Origin of the sequence: Facklamia sp. P9177, assembly GCF_050409585.1 — a bacterium.
Taxonomy (GTDB): Bacteria; Bacillota; Bacilli; order Lactobacillales; family Aerococcaceae; genus Facklamia.
Map to the genome: position 1 here is coordinate 125,328 of NZ_JBNUPE010000001.1, position 17,620 is coordinate 142,947.

Here is a 17,620-nt window from a genome sequence, read left to right on the forward strand (position 1 = left end):
ACTACTTTAAATATAAACTTATTATCTATATAGCTTACGATCGAATAAACGAGGGGCTGCTTGATAGACTAGGAATAGAATGATTGCCGAAGCAAAAGATGTTAATAAGGCACTCGCTCCATTCATGATAAATGAGAAGACTAAGGGTGACATCCCTTCAGGTGCATAAGATCCCCAATAAATATAGCCAGCCACAAAGTGCCAGAAGAAACGTGCAAATGTTCCAATGAAAGTTGCTAAAATTAAAGGCCAAGCTTTATTTTCAGACTGATAAAAACGCTCAGACATTAAGCCCGCAAAACCACCAAAAGCAAAAGCAAGGAGGTATTCAATTAATACCTGACTAACGCTTAAAAAATATACATTCCCTAGGGGGAAATGTAGCAAACCCCATAGAAAGCCGCAAAACAGCCCCCATTTAAATCCTCGTTTTAAGGATAAAATTGTCAATGGTACCATGCCTAAAGAAATCGTTAATGAAGCACCGAAATTTGTCGGTAATAAAGACAGGACCACTGCGATAGCAGCAAAAATAGCTGCTTCTACTAGAAGTAAAACATTTTTATTCTTTCCCATAAAAAAACTCCTTACATTTTTGCAAAGTAAAGAGAAAAGGCATAAAGTCCCTATTTCAAAGTAATTCCTACGCACGTTTGACCGTGATCAGGTTCAAGGGTCTGGAACAAGTCCACTCTCAGCTTCAAGGCTCCCCTTTACTTTACGATTATTTAACTGCCATTATTTTAGCATTCAAATGTTTGCTTGTAAATTAATTCTTTTCAATTTTCATTTTAAAAAAGCTAATATTTCTTGACCGTTTTTGAAATATAAATTGATGATTGCTTCTAATAATCTATCACTTAACGTCTTAAATCGATTCGCTCACTGATAAAATAGATAATTATTCCTCCAGCCAATAGAGATAAGCCTTCACTAACCATCATACTTACAAGTCGGGTTATAAAAGTTTCCCAAGGAGCTCCTAAAAAAACAACTAACAAGGCAATATTAACCATCGATATAGTCATGGATAGGCCAATAATTAAATATTTGAAAAACAGCGACTTATTAATTTCATCTTTCTTACTATCAATTAAAGGAAATAGTTTTTCAATGATAGAGCAAGCTAAATGTAAAAAAATAAAGCTAGTGAGCGAGCCAATGATCATATCCCAAATACCGTAAGAAAAATAATTGACAATAAAAACGCCTAAAGTAACTCCTAAAATATAACGTTTATTATAAAGGGCTAAAAAATTCAATCCCTCACTGATACGAATTCCCAATCCAAAGGAAAGAGGGGAAATTATCAAAGTCAACACAATGTAACAAGCAGCAACTAATGCTATTCGCGTTAAATCATTAGTAGTATATTTTTTTTTCATATTAGTCTCCTTTATAGAGCAGGCTCTAGTAATTACTATGACCAAAGGACTGAGGGTGGCTTGATCCACCGAAGAATCATAGTGTTCATAAAGAACAGACCGTAGTATATCATAAGTAGATTGCACAAGTAAAGACTCAGATTCCTAATAAAAAAGCCAAGAATCGGTCTATTTTCGACTAATTCTTGGATAAATTATTAGTAGTTTCTATTCAGCGATAATATCTCTTAACTTATCTTTTGCTCGTCTCAAAGCATTTTTGACTCGATTTTTATCAATGCCTAAATACTCAGCAATTTCTCTTGGTTTCATTGATAAATCACTATAACAGAAGATAATCTGTCTTTCAAAAAGACTTAGCTTAGCAAGATAACGTTCTTTTTCTTCATTGACAATAACTTGTAATTCGGGAGTAGTTGCTAATTGATAGTCATAGCTTAAGCTCTTATGACTAATACTATCACCAATTTCAAGCTGATCGCGTTCAGCGTCCATTCCAAAGCGAATGGTCTGAGCTTCTTTGGAATTGCGACGGAGTAAATTAATCAGGTAATTATACAATGATCTTTGAAAATAAGGGGCAAAATAACCACCATAAGCAGGATCATAATGTTGAATTACCCGATACATCAGGATAACTCCTTCTTGAATAATGTCTTCTGGTTCATAGCCATCCACTGGCATTTGATAAGCAAATTTTTTTAAGAGGGGAATAAAACGTTCAACTAGTAACATAAATGAAAACTCATCAGCGATATTTTCTTTCAAGCGCATAATCAACATTTCATTGGTCAAATGGTCAAACTCGTTCATTTCATCTCTCCATTATTCATTCTTGTCATCATCTAAGCGAAATCTTAGATCATCTAATAGCTTCAATTGGTCAAGCTTCCAAGGGCTCCGCCGCCTGATTAACTGTGAATAGTGGTCTTCAACTGTTTGTCGAACTTGTCTTTTATTAAATTGTAACTGCATATAAAGCTCATTAGCAGACATTCGCATGGCACCTTTTTGAAAAATTAGCCATTGCTCTGCCATATCGCTTGTCGCAACTACCACACGATTAAGAGGAGAAATCCAATGAGCTACTTCTCTTTCAATATAGGAATCAGCTGTTTCCCCTTCTTGTGTAAAAACAACTTCGACTTGATAGTGTTCATAAATTTGTGTTATTCCGGGAACAAATTGTGCATCAAAGACAACGATAATTTTGAGGTCTCGGTATTTTCGATATTCTGAAAGCTCAAATAATAATTGATCGCGCGCTTGATTTAACTGGTCCATTTTTTTAAGTTGGGTAAGTTCTGGCCATGCACCAATCATGTTATAACCGTCAACAAATAAAATTTCCTGACGTTTATATCGCATGATAATCCCTACTTTCCAATACGGTGGCGTGCTACTTCATACATCAAGACTGCACTTGCAACAGATGCATTCAGACTTTGCACATGCCCAACCATCGGAATAGTAACGATTCCATCTGCTGATTTTTTTACAAGTTCAGAAACCCCTTGACCTTCATTACCAATTACTAATGCAATTGGTCCATGTGAATCCCACTGACGCATATCTTCTCCAGCCATATCCGTCGCAAAGATCCATATTCCCTTTTCTTTTAACTGATCCATAACCTGTTTAATGTTAGCTACTCGGATCACTGGAACATGTTCAATGGCTCCAGTAGATATTTTTGCAACTACATTGGTTAATCCAACTGAACGTCTTTTAGGGATTATCACCCCATGAACGCCTGTAGCGTCTGCCGTTCTTAGAATAGAGCCCAAGTTATGTGGATCGACAATCCCATCTAAAATAAGAATAAAAGGATCCTCTCCTCTTGAAGCTGCTAACTGAAGAGCATCTTCTAGTTCAGCGTAATCAAAAGGAGGAATAGTTAGAACAACACCTTGATGATTTTCACCATCAACCATTTCATCTAGCTTCGACTTTGGCACTTCCTGGAATACAATTCCTTTAATTTTAGCCATTTTTATTATACTAGATATTACTTCTCCTGCAATCCCTATTTGAATAAATAATTTATTAACTTGCTTTTTTGTTTCTAAATAAGCTTGAACAGCATGTTTACCGTAGATCGATTCACTATTTTCAAAAGCTTTTGAGTCTACCAAAGGCTCTTTGAAAGAATTTATATTGGAGCGTTTTTTCTTATGAAAATCCGCTGTATGATTTTTCTTTCTCATTATTAGGCTCCTTCTTCATTAATATATTGAATCGCTAGTTGAATTAAATGATAGCAACGCTCTTCTTGTCCACTTAATTTAAGCCAACCCAATAATGCCTCAAATCCGCTAGCTTGACGGTAATCACCGATCGAAGCATTTTTAGCTTTTGTATTGGCCTTATGATTGCGCCCACGTTTATAGATTTGAATTTCTTCAGCTGTTAAGAAATCGTCTTGCTGAATCCAATGATGCATCACTTTCGCTTGCCCCTTAGCCGAAACATATTTGATGGCGGCTTTGTGCAATTTATTGGGATGCGTTTTTCCTAATTCAATCACATGCTTGCGTATCTCTACTTCAAAAACAGCATCTCCTACATAGGCTAAGGCTGCGCCATTTAGCAAAGAATACTTATCTGGTGTATTTTCATTTGTCACTTTTATCCTCTTTTCCACCTTGTTCCTTGCGGAGTATCATCTAATAAAATATTTTGCTCTTTCAACCAATCACGAATTTCATCCGCTCTTTGAAAGTTTTTCTCTTTACGCGCTTGATTTCTTTCCTCAATTAAATTTTCAATTTCGCTATCAAGGACTTCTGTCGAATTTAATTCCAAACCGAAGATCCCTAAAAGTTGATACATCAATTGATTGATTTCTTTTAACAATTGAAGCGCCACAGCTTCTTGATCAAGATAGCGATGAATTTGCTTACTCATTTCAAAAATAGCTGATAAAGCATTAGCCGTATTGAAGTCATCTTCCATCGCTTGATTAAAAGCATCCACGCCTTCTTTGATTGCTTCTCTTACTTCCTGTTCTCTATCAAGACTAGCTTGTCCACTTCCTAAATGATCCATTCGATAGGCTAAGCGATCCATCAGTTCTTTCAAACGTTCAACTTCACGACTTGCAGTAGCGATGGCATTAGCATCATAACGGATAGGACGACGGTATTGCACACTAGCTAAAAGATAGCGTATAACCATTGGATCGTATTCTTTAATAATATCCCTTAGAAGCACAAAATTACCTAATGATTTCGACATTTTCTCTCCATTGGATCCCATAGTTACAAACCCATTATGTAACCAATATTTAGCAAATGGATGAGAATAATCAGAATGGGCTTCGGACTGAGCGATTTCATTTTCATGATGAGGAAACTGTAAGTCTTGACCACCCCCATGAATATCAATCGTTTCACCCAAGTATTTCGTAGCCATTACCGAGCACTCAATATGCCATCCGGGTCTACCTTTACTCCATGGCGATTCCCAAGAAACCGCACTTTTTCCAGCTGCCTTCCATAAAGCAAAATCAATCGCATTTTCCTTTTTTTCACTCTCTTCATCAGTAATTCGTTGACTAGCGCCATCACGCAAATCGCTGATAGACTGGTCCGATAATTGGCCATACTTCTCAAATTTAGCTGTCCGATAATAGACGTCTCCTTGGCTTTCATAAGCATAGCCCTTATCGATTAAAACTTTAATAAAATCAATGATTTCTGGGATATTTTCCATAACACGCGGGTTATTGCTGGCGGGCTTAACATTAATCGCACGCATATCTTCTTTATAGGCAGCAATATACTTATCAGAAAGCTCTTTGGCTGTTAATCCTTCCTTTTCAGCTGCCTTAATAATTTTATCATCCACATCAGTAAAGTTACTGACAAAATTCACTTCATAGCCGCGATACTCTAAATAACGACGAATAGTATCAAAAGCAACAGCAGAACGTGCATTACCAATATGAATATAGTTATATACTGTTGGCCCACAAAGATAAAAGCTCACTTTTCCTTCTTCTAGGGGAATAAAGTTTTCCTTTTGACGTGTTAAGGTATTAAATAATTGAATAGCCATCTTATGAACCCTCTTTCTATCATTAAACTTGAGGCTTATTATATCATTACTAGCACTTACTTTCGAATAAATATATTGGCATTTAATGAGTCCATAAAGAATTAAAAAAGCCGGAAATATTTCCGGCCAATAATTTATTGCACTTTTATGAGAAAATCATTTCAACAAGCTCTTCTGCTTCAACATTTCCTAAATATTTTTTAAGATCCATATTTTCTAGGGCCTTTAAAATACTTTGACGTTCAAATTTAACGCCAGTTATAGCATTTTCTACATCTTCAATTTCACCAAGTCCAAAGAAATCACCATAAATTTTGGTATCGGTAATCATGGCATCTTTAATGTTGAAGCGCATATCTACAAAACCGAAAGGGAATTTGTGAGAGGCTTGAATATCAAATTTTGGTGAGTGACCGTAGTTCCAATCCCAATTACCAAAACGCTCTTCACGAATTTGATAAACCTTTTCCCAGTCTTCTTTTGTCAAATGATATTCTTTAACATCTTCGCGTTTTTCAACATTAAAGATTTCTAATAAGACAAGGTCTCTGAATTGCTCAGTAGTTAACTCTTTATACTTATCATCCACGTAAGGCTTTAAGTTTGTCACCCGTGAGCGTACTGACTTGACACCTTTAGATTCAAACTTTGCTTTGTTTGGTTTTAATGCATTATTGACTTCGTCTAAATCAGAATCGAATAAAATCGTTCCATGAGCTGTCATACGCCCACGTTTAGCATACATTGCATTACCAGAGAACTTCTTGCCATCTACTAGTAAATCATTTCGGCCTAACAATTCAGCTGAAGTGGCTCCCATCTTATGTAAAGCATCAATGACGGGTTGAGTAAATGCTTTAAAATCTCTAAATGTTCCATCATCATCTTTGATAAAGCAGAATGAGAAGTTTCCTAAATCATGGTAAACGGCTCCCCCACCTGACATACGGCGAACTACTCGAATATTATGTTCATCAACATAAGCTTGATTAATTTCTTCAAAAGTGTTTTGATTACGGCCAATAATAATCGAAGGTTCATTAATGTAGAAAAGTAAAATTGGCTCATCGACTAAGCGATTCTCTACTAAATAAGTTTCCAAAGCAATATTGACACTCGCATCATAGTTATTTTCATTATCTACGAAATACATAAGTAGCCTCCTTCAAATTTGTGCATATTTATTATGACATTCCATTATTTAAAGCTCAAGAAAAAGCTCTCAAACAAAAGTGGAAACCATCGGTTTCCACTTTGTATTCACTAAAGCGATAAAACTTGCTGAATATGGTCTAAGGCTTTTTTCTTGCCTAGTACTTCAATCATATCCGGCAATTCTGGACCATGCATTTGACCAGAAACCGCAATTCGGATTGGCATAAAGAGGTTTTTCCCTTTAATACCTGTTTCCTTTTGAATTTCCTTAGTCAATGGTTTGATATTGCTAGCTACAAAATCTTCATCTGACAAAGCCTGTAATTTGCTTTGCATAGCTTGAACAACTGTTGAAGCACTCTCAGCTTGCATAATTTCTTTTGCTTCCTCACTCAGCTCTAACTTATCATTGAAGAATAAGCTAGATGCTTCAACAATCTCAGCACCATAAGAAATTTGCTCATGGTATAAGCTAACTAGCTTTTTAACCCAGGCTAATTCTTCTGCATTAGGATCAGCACTTACTTTTCCTGCTTTTTGTAAATGAGGTAATGCATAGTCTACCACTGTCTCAAGATCTGCTGCTTTCATGTAAGTGTTGTTAATCCATTCTAATTTCTTCTTATCAAATGAAGCAGGAGAAGTTGATAGACGTTCTGGGTCAAATTGTTCCACTAACTCTTGTGGCGAGAAGATTTCTTCTTCACCTTTTGGTGACCAACCTAATAAGGCAATAAAGTTAAACAAAGCCTCTGGTAAATAACCTAAGTTACGGTATTGCTCAATAAATTGTAGGATTCCACCATCACGTTTAGATAACTTTTTATTAGTTTCGGCATTAATAATTAATGTCATATGACCAAATTCTGGATATTCCCAATCAAAAGCATCATAAATCATCATTTGTTTAGGGGTGTTCGCAATATGGTCATCTCCACGTAAAACATGAGTGATCTTCATCATATGATCATCCACAGTTACAGCAAAGTTATAAGTAGGCATACCGTCTCTCTTTTGAATTACCCAATCGCCTGAAATATTTTTCGATTCAAAGCTTACAGGCCCTTTTACAATATCATCAAATTGATAAGTAACATTTGCTGGTACTCTAAAACGAACAACAGGCTGACGGCCCTCAGCTTCAAAAGTTTCTTGTTCTTCCTTGGTTAAGTGGGCATGTTTTCCCCCATAATGAGGCATTTCTCCACGAGCCTTTTGTTCTTCTCTTTCTGCTTCTAACTCTTCTTCAGTCATATAGCATTTATAAGCCAAGTCACGAGCTAATAAGTCATCAATCAAGGGTTGATAGATATGCAAACGCTCTGATTGTCTGTAAGGACCATATTCACCAGGATTAACCGGGGATTCGTCCCAATCAATACCTAGCCAAGTTAGATTGTCTAATTGGCTTTGTTCACCATGTTCTAGATTACGTTTTGTATCTGTATCTTCTGTCCGAATGATAAACGTTCCATCTTGTGAACGTGCATATAGATAATTAAACAAAGCTGTTCTCGCATTCCCAATGTGTAAATCGCCCGTAGGGCTTGGTGCATAACGCACACGAATTTTATCGCTCATTGTATTTCTCCTTTAATTCCATCTAGTCTACAAAAGCTATTGTACTCCTTCATCTAATGAGATTCAAATGCTCTTAATTTTCAAAAATTTTAGCAAAAATCATTCTACCAGCAGCTGTTTGCAAAGATGAAGTAACTACTACATTTAAATGCTTATTAATATAATTTTGGCCATCCTCAACCACTACCATGGTGCCATCATCAAGATAGGCCACCCCTTGGCGGCGTTCGGTTCCTGCTTTTATAATTTGAACTTGCATTTCCTCACCAGGTAACACTTCTGGTTTTACCGCATTGGCTAACTCATTAATGTTCAAGACAGGAACATTTTGAAATTCTGAAACTTTATTTAAATTGTAATCATTGGTTACCAAGATCGCATTTAAATCTTTAGCTAGCCTTACTAATTTCGCATCGACTTCTTCGATATCCGCATAGTCTCCTTCAAAAAAATCAATATTTATTTTGGAAGACTTTTGTAAAAGGTTTAGAATATCTAACCCACGTCTACCTTTTGCCCTTTTTAAAGAATCAGAAGCATCTGCAATATGTTGCAATTCAGATAAGACAAATTTTGGAACTAATAAACTTCCTTCTATAAAGCCTGTTTGAACCACTTCTGCTATTCTTCCATCAATAATTACACTAGTGTCTAATATCTTCAATCTTTGACCTGCTTTGACTTCGCTTTGTTTAGGTTTTTTATTCAATTCAAAAGAAGCAGATTGTAGTTTTTGGCCAGATTTTGTAAAGAGATGTAAGACTTCATCTCGGCGATTGATCATCATTTGATAACCAATCATTCCCCCTAAAACAGTCAGAACAAGCGGCATTGTACTCGATAAGAAAGGGATATCTAAAGACCCAATCGGCAACGAAAGTAAATAACCGATTAATAGTCCTAATAAAATGCCTAAAGCACCGAATAACAGATTTGGCGTTGACTGCTTTTCCAAAATAGATAGTAATTTATGAATTAATTGTTCAAAAAGCGGCGCAAGTAAAATACCTAATAACATAAAAATAAGTCCGAAAATCATACTATTCACAAAAGGATTGATTAATAATTGATGGTATAAGCGAAGACTACGCCAAATTTCTGCTCCTAAAGTATAGCCAAAACTTAAGCCAACAATCATTGATACACTAATCGTCATTTTTTTTATCATTTTTTCACCTCCTTTGTAAGAATTTTCAATTATTTAGGAAAAACGATTGAAATAGCTTGTTTGATCGTTTTAACTGGGATGACTTCAATCGATAGGTCCCGTTGTTTTAGATGCGATTGATTATTATAAGGGATAAAAACACGCTTAAAGCCTAGTTTACTTGCTTCCTTAATTCGTTCTTCAATCTGATTGACTCTTCTAATTTCTCCAGTTAGACCAATCTCACCAATAAAGACATCATCTACTCTCACTTCTCGATTCCAATAGCTAGAAGCAATACTTACAGCTATGGCTAAATCAATGGCGGGTTCATCTAAGCGAACCCCTCCAGTCGTTTTAAAAAAAGCATCTTGGTTTTGAACTAAAAGACCACAATGTTTCTCCATGACTGCTAATAAGAGCGATATACGTTGGTACTCTATTCCTGATGCGGTGCGTTTGGCGTTACCAAACACCGTCGGAGTCATTAATGATTGGATTTCAGCTAATACCGTTCGCGTCCCTTCCATGGCAGCAACAACTGTGGATCCGGTAGCACCTTCTATCCTCTCCTCTAAGAATAACTCTGAGGGGTTGGTTACTTCTACTAAACCTGTATCAATCATTTCAAAGACGCCAATCTCATTGGTAGATCCGTATCGGTTTTTTACAGCCCTTAAGATTCTGAAGCGATTATGTTTTTCACCTTCAAAGTATAAAACCGCATCTACCATATGTTCCAACATTCTAGGTCCCGCTATATTGCCTTCTTTAGTTACATGGCCAACTATAAAAATAGCAATTTTATGGTCTTTGGCTATTCGCATCAAAATATTAGTCGCTGCCCGTAACTGAGAAACAGATCCCACTAAGCCTTGATTGTCTGGTGATGCCATCGTTTGAATAGAATCGATGACTACGATTTCAGGATTCACTTCTTGAATTTGAGTCACAATATTACCCAAGTCCGTATCAGATAATAAATAAAAATCTTTACCACTTAATGCCAGTCTTTCAGCTCTGAGTTTAATTTGGGTTAAACTTTCTTCACCAGAAACATAAAGGACCCGCTGTTTCAAATTAGCCAAGTGAATGGATACCTGAAGTAATAAAGTCGATTTCCCAATTCCAGGATCGCCTCCAATTAAAACTAAACCACCTGGAACAATTCCCCCGCCTAATACTCGATCGAACTCTCCCATTTTTGTATTAATTCTTTCTTCAACTTGACTTGGAATTTGATCCAATTGAGTGGCTTTGCCGACCATTGATTGTGATGTATGAGTCAAAGTAGTTGAAGTAGTGGTTGTAGGGACCAATTGTTCTTCCATTTGATTCCAACTGCCACAATTTGGACATTTTCCTAACCACTTAGGTGACTCATAGCCACAAGCTAAACACTCATACATTACCTTATTTTTTGCCATTCAATCACTCCCTTAACCAGATGACCCAAAACCACCCTGTCGATCACTATTAACTACTTGATCGTCATCTACTTGTAGAAATTTAGAAAAAATTCCTTGAGCAATCCTTTCACCCTTATGAATGGTTCGATCCTTCAAGCCATAATTAATAAGTTGAATATATATATGTCCTTCATTTTTTTCATTATTATAATAATCTTGATCAATAATACCAATACCATTAGGTAGGGTTGTTTGGTGCTTATAACTTCCCGACGAGCGATTAACAATCTTCAAATATTCGTTTTCCATCATGTAGGCCTTTAAACCCGTTGGAACTAAAGTAGCCTGCCATAAGTCATCTTCCTTCATGGTTTCCTGACCCTTAATCATTAAAAAGGTATTATGTATTAAATAATAAACAGACTGTTTCCAAAAGGAAGGAAGTACAACCGTTTCGGCAGCTTCAATGTCATAGCCAGCTGAGTACTTGGTTTGCCGTTGAGGAATTCGAATCGCTTTATCCTTATACGAACGGATAACTTCAAAGCCCCGATTTTTCTTTTCCATTTTATTCACATCCTTTCATTCCCATGCTAAATAAGCCGTTTATATGAAAACGCTTAATAATATTATACGTGATTCTTTTAGATATATCTATCTTTAATAGTTTTAAATTTATCTTATTTCACTAGTCCCATATAGCTTTTTCATCAATCCAAACAGATACTGAGGCTTGATTAACTGGGAAAAATCCTTTTCCTTGCTCATCTAATTCTACTTTGCCTGAGTGATTATTTAGATAATCAACATAAATAGCTCCTGCATTCAATTCACCCATACTCATCTCTTTAAAACCTGCCTCACTATTAGTCATCACTACTGCTATCCCGTAGGGATGTTCTTGTGTTCCTAGACAAGTCCAGCCTACGGTATTTCGATGGTCAAAGTAATCCACTTGCTCTCCGTAAGTATGATATTTTCGCAAGTGTAGTAAAGGATCGATTTGCTCTTGATAGGATGGGGACTTCTCTCCATTTTGTACTCCATAATAATCGCCATAAAAGAGAGTAGGAAGTCCTTGCTGACGCAAAAGAATTAAAGCATAGGCATGTTGTATAAACCATTCTTCGACTTGAGACTCAAGAGATTGTCCTAGTTGTGTGTCGTGATTATTAACAAATGTTACACTGACTAATGGATTGTCCTTAACTAAGCTTCCTGCAAAAATTTTACTTAAATCATACTGATTACCCGCTTGACTGGCTTGGTATAAATTCATATGTAAGCCTACATCAAAGAGATCTAACTGATAATTAATCGATTCTAAATAATCTAATTTTTTTTCAAGATCAGGATTCCAATATTCACCAATTAAATAAAAATCATCACCTTGTGTAAAATTAATTTCTTCACAGAGTTCTTTTATATAGTGAGAATCAATATGTTTTAATGCATCGAAGCGTAAACCTTTAACTCCCGTTTCATTCACCATCCATTTTAACCACTGTTTGATATGTTCGTTTACTTCAGGATGAGAAAAATCAATATCAGCAAACATCAGATAGTCATAATTACCATAGGTACTATCTACCGATTGATCATCAGCCCAACCTTTTTCGTCGCCTAAAATTAAATAAACACCCTCTTCATTATTAGTCGCATCATAATCAATGCCACTAAAATGGTACCAGTGCCATTCAAAATCTGAGTATTTATTCGCTCTACCTGGAAAATAGAAATGGGTCCAACCTTCAATTTCATAAGGATCAGAAATCATTTCTTGACGGTTTTCAGGATTCACTTTCATCACATGAAATTTTTCTTTACCATCTGCATAAGCCTTATGATTAATCACAAGATCAGCAATTGGTAGAATATCTTTTTGTTTGAGTAATTGAATAGCCTTCAATAAGTCTTCCTTTTTACCATACTTAGTGCGCACATTTCCTGCTTGATCAAACTCGCCCAAATCCCAAAGATCATAGACTCCATATCCCACATCATTAATAGAAGTGGCTTTACAAAAAGGAGGAAGCCAGATATGATCCACACCTATTTCATACAAGTGATCTACATCATTTTGTAAGTTTATCCAATGTTTTCCTTCATTAGGCAGATACCATTCAAAATACTGCATCAATAAGTTATTTTTTTCCACTGTACTCTCTCCTTTATATACTCTTCCATTAAAACACAGGACTTAAAAATAGTCACAAATAAGCTCTTAGAGATTCTCATTTAGAATTTAAATTTACCTAATTGCGATATGATTACAAATTTTTTAGTTTTGTTTTTCGATAGGTTTCCCTTATAATTTATGCTATCATAAACAAGAATTTACGGAGTAATGCTCCATTGAGGAGGAAAACCATGCATTCATTTCAAGACAAAATAAATCGTCTTGCAGCCTTCTTATCCCTTATAACCATCCTATTAAGTCTAAGCTTAACTTTCTACTTAAACCATCTTTCTACAAAAGAAAATACCAGTCCAGAGAAAGTTACAACATCCAATCAAGCACTAATTAAAAAAAAATTACCGAGTGTAAAAAATGAAACCATTAATGAAGAAACAGCTACAGAAGAAGAAAAAATGCTGGCCCTTGAATTAAATAAATATGGTTCCAAAACAGCTTCCATTCAAGATGTTCAAGAATCGATTGCTGATATTATAAGAACAGATTATCAAGGAAATATTATGAGTGCTCAACAAGATATTGTACAAGCCATCAATGAGAACCAGATGAGTATTGAAAGAGAAGGAACCCTCTTTCTCCCTGATCAGCCTTCCTTCGCTAGTAAAAACTCTTATTTACAAATGGATGTTCCATTAATTTTACAAAAGTCACCCCTTTATTCAGACATCGATTATGGCGCTAGTCAACAAGATACTTTAGGTGACAATGGTTGTGCAATCGTATCTTTAGCCATGGTATATTCTTATCTATCTAACCGATTAGTTGAGCCAGAAGAAGTGCTTGAATGGTCCGGTCACGATTATTTTTTCGAAAATGAGGGTACCTCCTGGACTATATTTTCAGATTATGCAACCGATCATGGATTTAATTTTTATAATCATGGTAATAATTTTTACTCTGCTATGGAAGCTGTCCAAAAAGGCCAAGTGGTGATTGCATCTGTCAAACCTGGTTTCTTTACCGATGTAGGTCACATTATCGTAATTCGTGGCTATGAACCTGGCTATGTCTATGTTAATGATCCCAATGATAATCCTGAAAAAATGTATAGTTTCCAGCCCATTAATGAGCAAATTTTGCTAGATGAAGGATTAAACTACTGGTCTTTTTATAATGATTAAATTTAATTTCATAGAAATAAACCGTTAGGAGTTTTCAATCTTTATGAATAATTACAAACTCGCTTCCAAAGGTGCAGTGATTGGAATTACAGTTTATTTATTACTGACAACAATCAAGTTAACTACCGCTTCAATCTTTAAAGCAAATTCTTTACAAGCTGATGGTCTGAATAACTTATCAGACATTATTGCCTCTTCTGCTGTGTGGATTGGATTATATTTAGCAAAGAAGCCTGCTGATCATAACCATAAATTTGGACATGAAAAATACGAAATTATATCCAGTTTCATTGTCTCTTTGCTAATGTTCACAATTGGCTTTCAAGTAATTCTTTCAGGAATGAGTCAACTTTTTTCCAAAGACTATTCACAAACAAGCCAACAAGTTCTTCTTACTACACTTCTTTCAATCGTAATTCTGACTTTAACGAAGTCCTATTTAAAAAAATTAGCCACCCAATCAAATTCTGTCGGTTTAAAAGCTACTGCTAAGGATATGCAAGGTGACTTACTTATTTCAATAGCAACTCTTATCGGAAGTTTATGTGTCAGCTGGGGCTTTCCTATTATCGATACGTTTCTTTCAATTACAGTGGGCATTATTATTATACTGTCTGCCTTTGAAGTCTTTAAAGAATCGACTTTTACTTTATCAGATGGATTTGACCCTGAAACATTATTAATTTATGAAAAATGTATTCTCTCCCACCCTGATGTGATTGCTATTAATTCCATTCGCGCAAGAATGGCTACACAACTGATCTATTTAGATGTTACCATTGCTTTAGATCCGAGTATGTCCGTCTATCAATCACATTGTATTACAGAAGAAATCGAAGCTATCTTACAAGATCAATTTCAAATTAAAGATATCGACATTCATGTTGAACCCTATGAATAAATTAAAGCGGCTGGAACAAAAGGGCTTCTCAGCCGCCTCAAAATTTTCAGCGAGCCTAGATTGGAAAGTGACTTTCCAATCTAGGCTCGCTACTTTGCGTATTTACGTAGATTATTGACCACAAATATCAGCTTGACTTCGATCTTCACCTTATCTTTATCGCAAAGGGGGTGGCGAGTAAAATCTAACTTCGCTTTTTCTTTTCCGTTTACAAGCGCTTCTTAATCGTAACGAGGGCTTCCAGGAAAGTGTCGGCTTGATCGAAAGACATGGCCTGCTGAATCTCAGGTTGAATCTGTTCGACTATCTCATGAATTCACCTAAACACTATGATTTTCAGGGAATAAACAATCCATTTTCAGTGACAAGCAATTTTAATTCATAGTATACTGTTGCTACGTAGAAAACCCTCCACAATGGTTTTGTGATTACTACTATTACAACAATAAAAGCTTTCTTTGTTTATATTTTTAAAGAAAAAGTCCGATTAACGATTGTCTCGTTGACCGGACTTTCTTTAATTATTCAAGGCTTTTGTCCCAGCCCCTTTATTTTTTGTAAAATTATGCTCGCGTTCTTTCTATTATGACAGCATTTCCTTGTCCGCCACCTATACATAAGGTCGCTAATCCTCTTTCCACATTACGTATCTTCATTTCGTGAATCAGTGTGACAAGAATTCTCGCTCCACTACAGCCAATTGGATGCCCTAAAGCAATAGCTCCTCCATTAACATTAATGATTTCGTCCTTAATTCCTAATTCTCGATTGACTACTAAAGATTGGACTGCGAATGCTTCATTTCCTTCGATTAAATCCATATCTTCAATGGTTAAACCGACATTATTTAAAGCATTTTGAGTAGCTGGAATAGGTCCTGTTCCCATTAAAGAGGGTTCAACGCCTGCTTTACCTATTGAACGAATACTAGCCATTATTTCTAGTCCTAACTCTTTCGCTTTACGCTTAGACATTAGGAGTAAGACAGCAGCACCATCATTAATAGTTGAGGAATTGCCTGCAGTCACAGTCCCATTCTCTTTAAAAACTGGCTTCAATTTTTCTAAGTCGGCAAGAGTTTGTCCCATGCGAATATTTTCATCCTCTTCAAAAACAACTTCTTGACCACGCTTCATTTGGACAATAGGAATAATTTCTTGCTTAAACCGACCAGAAGAATAAGCTTTTTCAGCTTTCTTTTGACTGCTTAACGCAAATTCATCTTGTTCTTCGCGACTGATTTGATATTTTTCAGCCAAGTTTTCAGCGGTTACTCCCATGTGATAACCTTCAAAAGCATCAGTCAAACCATCAAAAACTAAAGTATCCACTACCCTATCATTGCCTAGCTTGGAGCCCCAGCGATGATTGGAAAGAATATGAGGGGCTTGACTCATATTTTCACAACCCCCCGCCACCACAATTTCATTTTCACCTGTCATAATAGACTGGCTAGCTAACATAACAGCTTTCATTCCGGATCCGCAAACTTGATTGATAGTTGTAGCAGGTGTTTTGAAACTAATACCAGATTGAATAGCTATTTGACGAGCAACGTTTTGACCTAAACCTGCGGACAAGACATTTCCCATGAAAACTTCATCAACTAAAGAAGGATCGAGAGTGATATTATCAAGCATCCTTTTGAGTAACTGACTAGTCATTTCCACTGCCGAAACATCTTTCAAACTGCCGCCAAATCTTCCTATAGCTGTTCGATTTGCTGAAACAATCACTACTTCCTCTAAATTCATAAAATCCTCCTAAATTTCTTACTGCGAATAAAATTAGCTAAATAACCTTTGCAACCATGACTTTGACTTAATTGATTCGTTTTGTTCATCATCTTCATCCGAAGAGACTTTCATCGATTGAGCTACTTTATCTTCTATTCCCAGATGTTCAATAGTCTCTATTAAATGATTATTCTTCTTTTCTGTCAAGAGCATTAGCTGCTGTTGCTGGTCGACTAATTGCAGTAAATCATTAATTTGTTTATTTTTTTCTTTTAGTTCATTAATAAGAACATTTCTTTCTTTTTCATCCTTCAACCATTTTTCTTTCAGTTGTTCTTTGACAGTCTTTTCAATATAAGTTCTAATGGCTTGTTGCTGTTTTTTTAGATCCGTATCATCTGACATCAGATTTTTTTTTATAGTATTTGAAGAGCCTTTTTCTTTTACTTCTTCGTTTTCACTTGACTTTTCGTTTTTTGAGTCACGTTCATTTTCAAGGACAATTGAGATTTGCTTCGCCAGTTCAGGATCATAAGAAAAATCACGCTTGAGTTCTGTCAAATGATCTAGGGATTCAGTATTTTCCTCACCTGGTTTATCTTTTATACTTTCTTCATAATTCTGACTTTTTTCTTTTGTCACTTCATTTTTATTTTCGGCTTTGGCTTTGACTGTTTCTTCTATTTGAGTGTCAAATGTATCTGTCATAAAAGATTTTAATAGCTTTTGCTGTTCTTTTGTAAAAACCAATCTGTTTTCTTCATTATACACTTTCTCCTCATTAGGAATCTTTTTTGCATGATAATAGATCAATTGTCGAGTAACTTCTAATTCATCAGCAAATTCCTGGGCTGTTAAATATTCTTCCATATTATCTCCTCGTATTCTATCTTTCAAATCACTACTCTTTGTCAAATAACAAAAGAACC

The 17,620-nt window shown here is 35.7% G+C and carries 17 protein-coding genes and 1 riboswitch; of the genes, 2 read left to right on the forward strand and 15 right to left on the reverse strand.

The window, feature by feature from the left end; translation table 11 throughout:
• Positions 1 to 21: 21 nt before the first annotated feature.
• The 13 genes from thiT to ACQV18_RS00690 form a co-directional block, all read right to left on the reverse strand.
• Complete coding sequence (gene thiT, locus ACQV18_RS00630; RefSeq protein WP_428891955.1) at positions 22 to 576, reverse strand: energy-coupled thiamine transporter ThiT; 555 nt, start codon at positions 574 to 576, stop codon at positions 22 to 24.
• Between the two features lie 47 nt (positions 577 to 623).
• Positions 624 to 723, reverse strand: a riboswitch (TPP riboswitch).
• A gap of 137 nt (positions 724 to 860) precedes the next feature.
• Positions 861 to 1,385, reverse strand: coding sequence for a QueT transporter family protein (locus ACQV18_RS00635; RefSeq protein ID WP_428873069.1), 525 nt, complete (start codon positions 1,383 to 1,385; stop codon positions 861 to 863).
• A 207-nt stretch (positions 1,386 to 1,592) separates the two neighbouring features.
• Entirely contained in the window at positions 1,593 to 2,198 is a 606-nt protein-coding gene (locus ACQV18_RS00640) for a sigma-70 family RNA polymerase sigma factor (RefSeq protein ID WP_428873068.1), read from the reverse strand.
• Between the two features lie 12 nt (positions 2,199 to 2,210).
• Positions 2,211 to 2,753 (reverse strand): NYN domain-containing protein, encoded by a 543-nt coding sequence (locus ACQV18_RS00645; RefSeq protein WP_428873067.1) that lies wholly within the window; start codon positions 2,751 to 2,753, stop codon positions 2,211 to 2,213.
• Between the two features lie 8 nt (positions 2,754 to 2,761).
• A complete protein-coding gene (gene rlmB, locus ACQV18_RS00650; RefSeq protein WP_428873066.1) occupies positions 2,762 to 3,592 on the reverse strand; it encodes a 23S rRNA (guanosine(2251)-2'-O)-methyltransferase RlmB in 831 nt (276 codons plus the stop codon).
• A gap of 2 nt (positions 3,593 to 3,594) precedes the next feature.
• On the reverse strand, positions 3,595 to 4,011 hold the full coding sequence (locus ACQV18_RS00655) for a Mini-ribonuclease 3 (RefSeq protein WP_428873065.1): 417 nt from the start codon (positions 4,009 to 4,011) through the stop codon (positions 3,595 to 3,597).
• Between the two features lie 2 nt (positions 4,012 to 4,013).
• Positions 4,014 to 5,444: a cysteine--tRNA ligase gene (gene cysS / locus ACQV18_RS00660; RefSeq protein ID WP_428873064.1), complete on the reverse strand. Its 1,431-nt coding sequence runs from the start codon at positions 5,442 to 5,444 to the stop codon at positions 4,014 to 4,016.
• A 145-nt stretch (positions 5,445 to 5,589) separates the two neighbouring features.
• On the reverse strand, positions 5,590 to 6,597 hold the full coding sequence (locus tag ACQV18_RS00665; protein WP_428873063.1) for a lipoate--protein ligase: 1,008 nt from the start codon (positions 6,595 to 6,597) through the stop codon (positions 5,590 to 5,592).
• 110 nt (positions 6,598 to 6,707) lie between these two features.
• Positions 6,708 to 8,180 carry a glutamate--tRNA ligase gene (gene gltX, locus ACQV18_RS00670; protein ID WP_428881941.1) on the reverse strand — a complete coding sequence of 491 codons (1,473 nt, stop codon included), beginning with the start codon at positions 8,178 to 8,180 and terminating at the stop codon, positions 6,708 to 6,710.
• Positions 8,181 to 8,253: 73 nt separating this feature from the next.
• Positions 8,254 to 9,348: a PIN/TRAM domain-containing protein gene (locus ACQV18_RS00675; protein ID WP_428873061.1), complete on the reverse strand. Its 1,095-nt coding sequence runs from the start codon at positions 9,346 to 9,348 to the stop codon at positions 8,254 to 8,256.
• Between the two features lie 29 nt (positions 9,349 to 9,377).
• Positions 9,378 to 10,754 carry a DNA repair protein RadA gene (radA, locus tag ACQV18_RS00680; RefSeq protein ID WP_428892383.1) on the reverse strand — a complete coding sequence of 459 codons (1,377 nt, stop codon included), beginning with the start codon at positions 10,752 to 10,754 and terminating at the stop codon, positions 9,378 to 9,380.
• Between the two features lie 12 nt (positions 10,755 to 10,766).
• Positions 10,767 to 11,303: a dUTP diphosphatase gene (locus ACQV18_RS00685; protein WP_428873059.1), complete on the reverse strand. Its 537-nt coding sequence runs from the start codon at positions 11,301 to 11,303 to the stop codon at positions 10,767 to 10,769.
• 121 nt (positions 11,304 to 11,424) lie between these two features.
• Positions 11,425 to 12,894: an alpha-amylase gene (locus ACQV18_RS00690; protein ID WP_428873058.1), complete on the reverse strand. Its 1,470-nt coding sequence runs from the start codon at positions 12,892 to 12,894 to the stop codon at positions 11,425 to 11,427.
• 212 nt (positions 12,895 to 13,106) lie between these two features.
• Between ACQV18_RS00690 and ACQV18_RS00695 the strand changes: the two genes are divergently transcribed.
• A complete protein-coding gene (locus tag ACQV18_RS00695; RefSeq protein WP_428876222.1) occupies positions 13,107 to 14,054 on the forward strand; it encodes a C39 family peptidase in 948 nt (315 codons plus the stop codon).
• Positions 14,055 to 14,097: 43 nt separating this feature from the next.
• On the forward strand, positions 14,098 to 14,955 hold the full coding sequence (locus tag ACQV18_RS00700; protein WP_428885072.1) for a cation diffusion facilitator family transporter: 858 nt from the start codon (positions 14,098 to 14,100) through the stop codon (positions 14,953 to 14,955).
• A gap of 563 nt (positions 14,956 to 15,518) precedes the next feature.
• On the opposite strand, the gene ACQV18_RS00705 is transcribed toward ACQV18_RS00700, so the two are convergent.
• Complete coding sequence (locus ACQV18_RS00705; protein WP_428875071.1) at positions 15,519 to 16,709, reverse strand: acetyl-CoA C-acetyltransferase; 1,191 nt, start codon at positions 16,707 to 16,709, stop codon at positions 15,519 to 15,521.
• 33 nt (positions 16,710 to 16,742) lie between these two features.
• The gene (locus tag ACQV18_RS00710) at positions 16,743 to 17,561 is read right to left on the reverse strand and encodes a hypothetical protein (protein ID WP_428873054.1); all 819 of its coding nucleotides are present in this window, start codon (positions 17,559 to 17,561) and stop codon (positions 16,743 to 16,745) included.
• Between the last annotated feature and the right edge of the window lie 59 nt (positions 17,562 to 17,620).

Bases quoted from the DNA above. Each gene is read 5' to 3' on its own strand.
- ACQV18_RS00695 (WP_428876222.1), top strand. From the start codon at position 13,107: ATGCATTCATTTCAAGACAAAATAAATCGTCTTGCAGCCTTCTTATCC.
- ACQV18_RS00710 (WP_428873054.1), bottom strand. From the start codon at position 17,561: ATGGAAGAATATTTAACAGCCCAGGAATTTGCTGATGAATTAGAAGTT.
- cysS (WP_428873064.1), bottom strand. From the start codon at position 5,444: ATGGCTATTCAATTATTTAATACCTTAACACGTCAAAAGGAAAACTTT.
- radA (WP_428892383.1), bottom strand. From the start codon at position 10,754: ATGGCAAAAAATAAGGTAATGTATGAGTGTTTAGCTTGTGGCTATGAG.
- thiT (WP_428891955.1), bottom strand. From the start codon at position 576: ATGGGAAAGAATAAAAATGTTTTACTTCTAGTAGAAGCAGCTATTTTT.
- ACQV18_RS00685 (WP_428873059.1), bottom strand. From the start codon at position 11,303: ATGGAAAAGAAAAATCGGGGCTTTGAAGTTATCCGTTCGTATAAGGAT.
- ACQV18_RS00700 (WP_428885072.1), top strand. From the start codon at position 14,098: ATGAATAATTACAAACTCGCTTCCAAAGGTGCAGTGATTGGAATTACA.
- ACQV18_RS00640 (WP_428873068.1), bottom strand. From the start codon at position 2,198: ATGAACGAGTTTGACCATTTGACCAATGAAATGTTGATTATGCGCTTG.
- ACQV18_RS00675 (WP_428873061.1), bottom strand. From the start codon at position 9,348: ATGATAAAAAAAATGACGATTAGTGTATCAATGATTGTTGGCTTAAGT.
- gltX (WP_428881941.1), bottom strand. From the start codon at position 8,180: ATGAGCGATAAAATTCGTGTGCGTTATGCACCAAGCCCTACGGGCGAT.
- rlmB (WP_428873066.1), bottom strand. From the start codon at position 3,592: ATGAGAAAGAAAAATCATACAGCGGATTTTCATAAGAAAAAACGCTCC.
- ACQV18_RS00665 (WP_428873063.1), bottom strand. From the start codon at position 6,597: ATGTATTTCGTAGATAATGAAAATAACTATGATGCGAGTGTCAATATT.
- ACQV18_RS00645 (WP_428873067.1), bottom strand. From the start codon at position 2,753: ATGCGATATAAACGTCAGGAAATTTTATTTGTTGACGGTTATAACATG.
- ACQV18_RS00635 (WP_428873069.1), bottom strand. From the start codon at position 1,385: ATGAAAAAAAAATATACTACTAATGATTTAACGCGAATAGCATTAGTT.
- ACQV18_RS00705 (WP_428875071.1), bottom strand. From the start codon at position 16,709: ATGAATTTAGAGGAAGTAGTGATTGTTTCAGCAAATCGAACAGCTATA.